This window comes from Caloramator sp. ALD01, from assembly GCF_000472625.1.
Taxonomy (GTDB): domain Bacteria; phylum Bacillota; class Clostridia; order Clostridiales; family Caloramatoraceae; genus Thermobrachium; species Thermobrachium proteoclasticum.
Map to the genome: position 1 here is coordinate 1 of NZ_AXAA01000060.1, position 3,158 is coordinate 3,158.

Below are 3,158 nucleotides of genomic sequence, written 5' to 3' on the forward strand. Positions count from 1 at the left end.
TAGATTGAATTAACAAATATTACTATATTTTTAATGCTACGCATTTTACATTAATAACTTTTTATGCATTTTATTAAATTAAGTTGAATATTTATGAAAAACGTCATTAAAAGCCACTATTTTTTCGGAGCTCTTGGTGGCACTTCCGAGGCTTTTTATTTTGTAGGTGATGGAAATTGTGTAGCGTGGTTGATTGTTTTTATTTACAAGTACGCCCTCTGTTATAATTGCTTTTCCGTGTTCTGTGTATTCGGTCTCTGAATAGAGTAGTTTAAGGTTTAATTCCTCATTGGAGTTAATTTGTTTTTTGTAATCCCCAAAGGATACTGTGTAAATGCTGCCTTTTCTTATGAGGTTTATTTGGTCTCTTATTATATTAGGCGATAGAATCACTTTAATAGCATCTTTAAAAGTAAATATATATATGTTTTCTACGTTATCCTCAATTGAATTAATTATAAAATCATCGCATTTGTCGTCATTTATGTCTTCTACGCTGCAATAAAAATTATCGATATTGAGTTTTATATCTTGAGTTTTAGTTGTTCTTTTGCTTTTTAATACAATTTTTATTGTGTTATCTTCTTTTTTAAGATAAATTGTGTCAACTCTTGAGTCGCCGTCAAAATCTCCAATGCAGGAGTATAGTATGTTGTCGGTGTTAATTTTATTTTTCTTAAATGTTGGTATTGAACAGGAAGATAAAAAAAGGAAAATTAAAAGGACTGCAAATACTTTTTTCATATATCTTACCTCCATAGATAGTATTTGCAGTCTTTACAAATATTATTTAACTATATTTAAATCTGTAATAGTATATTTTGGTACTTTTTCTTCTACCTTAGATAGGGATAATCTAACTTTATAAACAAGAGCTTCATTTCCAGACTTTGATTGTACACTTGTTCTTACAAGATAAGTTATTTCTGTTGGCATACCATCTTTGTTGTATTTAACTTCTGATAGCTTTGCATCTTCAAAGTTTCCGCTTTGAATAGTTGAAGTTAATTTGTTGTCTATAATTTGATTGAATGCTTCTACCTCCTTCTTTTCTACATATTCTATAAAGGATGCTATAGTGTCTTTTCCGAGTGTTAGATTATTTAGCGTGCTAAGTACAGGAGCTAGTTTTCCTTCCTTTGCAATAAATAAATTATAATTCATACCATTATTATTTCTTGTACCTAAGAGTACGAAGTTATTGGATGAAGCAGGGTGTTTAATTAATCCATATATTGAATATCTCCCTGAAGCCATCTTTTCAAACTTGTCATTATTAAATTTATACATTCCTAAGATTGAGCCTGTTTTATCCTTAGATTGGATTACAATTTCTTTAATCTTGTCATTATCGATATCGTCTACAGTTATATGCATTGGCCAATCTTCAGAATAGTAACCGAGCGTCTTTATAGTTTTGTCTGCTTCAATTATATAGCCTTTCCCATCGCTCATTGCAACACTTACATTATATTCATTTGTCTTTTTGTCAACATTAATTATTATGCTGTCGATTTTTCCGTCGTTATTTATATCATCTTTAATTGTATATTGTGAACCGATGTTATTTATAGTTTCATTTGTACCTCTTGATGCAATTATAATTGCCGCTATAATTATCACAGCCAGTATAATTGCAGCCCAGATTAAATGCTTTCTTTTTATTACGTAGATTCTTAATTTCATATAATCACCTCCCACTAATATATATGTTGTAATATAAAAAAATATTTGTGGTAAAATACTAATAATAATAATTTTGTTATTGTGGAAATCTAATACAAATAGTTGTATAATGTATGTTGTGCTGACTAAAATTTAAACATAGATAAGTAGGAGGCGAAAGGATGAAAAGAATAATATCGTTTATTTTAGGTATTTTAATGTTATTTTCAACCTCAGGTTGTGGTCTTATGGGAAAGGATAAAAAGGAGGAAAAAACTACAATAAAATTTGCAACATTTTATAGTGCAAAGAGTGAGGAAAAAATAATTGAGGTTTATAAAAAAATAATAGAGGAATACCAAAAGAAAAATGATAAGGTAAAGATAGAGCTTATAACAGACTATGGAGATGAAAATAAAATAAAAAGCGATATATCAAAGGGTGAAGTTGATTTAATAGGATTAAAAAGGCAACAGATTATAGAATATGCAAAGGCAGGAATGCTTACAGATTTAACACAATTTTTTACTGAAAAAGAATTAGATAAAAAGGTTTATGATGTATCTTTAGCATATGGGCTGTATAACGACAAGATATATGGATATAATGATATGCCACTTACTATAGAGTTTTTCTATAATGTTGATATGTTTAAAAAATACAAATTGCAGGAACCAAAGACATTGAAGGAACTATTTGACGTATGTAGAAAATTAAAGTCTCTTGGATTTACACCAATGGAGGTTGGTGCCCTTGATAATTGGACACTTGCTATTTTATTTAGCCAAATCAATGCCCAAACTACAGGCTCAATAGAGGTAGCATCAAAATATAATTCAGATAAAAATGGATACCTTACATTAAAGGGAATAGATAAGTCCTTTGAAATATTTGAAAAGTTAAATACAAATGCACTTTCTAAAGGAAGTGTCGATATAAACTACAGGCAAAGTGTTGATGATTTTATAAAGGGGAAGGTTGCTATTCTTCCAGCTGGTGCTTGGGCAGCAAAGCTAATAGATGAAATAAAGCCTACAAACTTCAATTATTCAGTTTTTACAGAACCATTAAAATTTGTTGATGAACCAGTTTCGATGTTTGCAGGTGCAGGAGGACAAACAATAGCAATATCCCAAAAGAGCAAAAATGCTAAGGATGCACAGGCATTTATAGAATTTTTACTTTCAGAGGAGGCCCAAAAGAAGTTTGTTGAGGCAAACTACATATCACCACTAAAAAGTGCAAATAGCAATGATAATGAACTTCAGGATAAGCTTTTAAATCATCTAAATGCTACTGATAAAAATAGTGTTGTGTTTATGGATAACATTCCAACCAATATGCTTGATGTGTTGTCTAAGGTTTTATATGATATGCTTGAGGGAAGAGTAAAATATAAAGAGGCGTGGGATAAGATACTAAAGCTTATATATCAACAATAGGGGAGCTATATTATCAGAGATTTCGCACTTGAAAATTTTTAGGGTGGTAAG

3 protein-coding genes are annotated in these 3,158 nt (G+C 30.0%); 1 reads left to right on the forward strand and 2 read right to left on the reverse strand.

Features of this window, described 5'->3' with window-relative positions:
* Positions 1–78: 78 nt before the first annotated feature.
* Complete coding sequence (locus A3M9_RS0112125; protein ID WP_027309417.1) at positions 79–744, reverse strand: hypothetical protein; 666 nt, start codon at positions 742–744, stop codon at positions 79–81.
* Positions 745–786: 42 nt separating this feature from the next.
* A complete protein-coding gene (locus A3M9_RS0112130) occupies positions 787–1,686 on the reverse strand; it encodes a VCBS repeat-containing protein (protein ID WP_027309418.1) in 900 nt (299 codons plus the stop codon).
* Positions 1,687–1,847: 161 nt separating this feature from the next.
* Here A3M9_RS0112130 and A3M9_RS0112135 point away from each other — a divergent pair, with 161 nt between their 5' ends.
* Positions 1,848–3,107 carry an ABC transporter substrate-binding protein gene (locus A3M9_RS0112135; protein ID WP_027309419.1) on the forward strand — a complete coding sequence of 420 codons (1,260 nt, stop codon included), beginning with the start codon at positions 1,848–1,850 and terminating at the stop codon, positions 3,105–3,107.
* Positions 3,108–3,158: the final 51 nt, after the last annotated feature.

Coding starts and splice junctions, on each gene's coding strand:
- A3M9_RS0112125 (WP_027309417.1), bottom strand. CDS start 744: ATGAAAAAAGTATTTGCAGTCCTTTTAATTTTCCTTTTTTTATCTTCC.
- A3M9_RS0112130 (WP_027309418.1), bottom strand. CDS start 1,686: ATGAAATTAAGAATCTACGTAATAAAAAGAAAGCATTTAATCTGGGCT.
- A3M9_RS0112135 (WP_027309419.1), top strand. CDS start 1,848: ATGAAAAGAATAATATCGTTTATTTTAGGTATTTTAATGTTATTTTCA.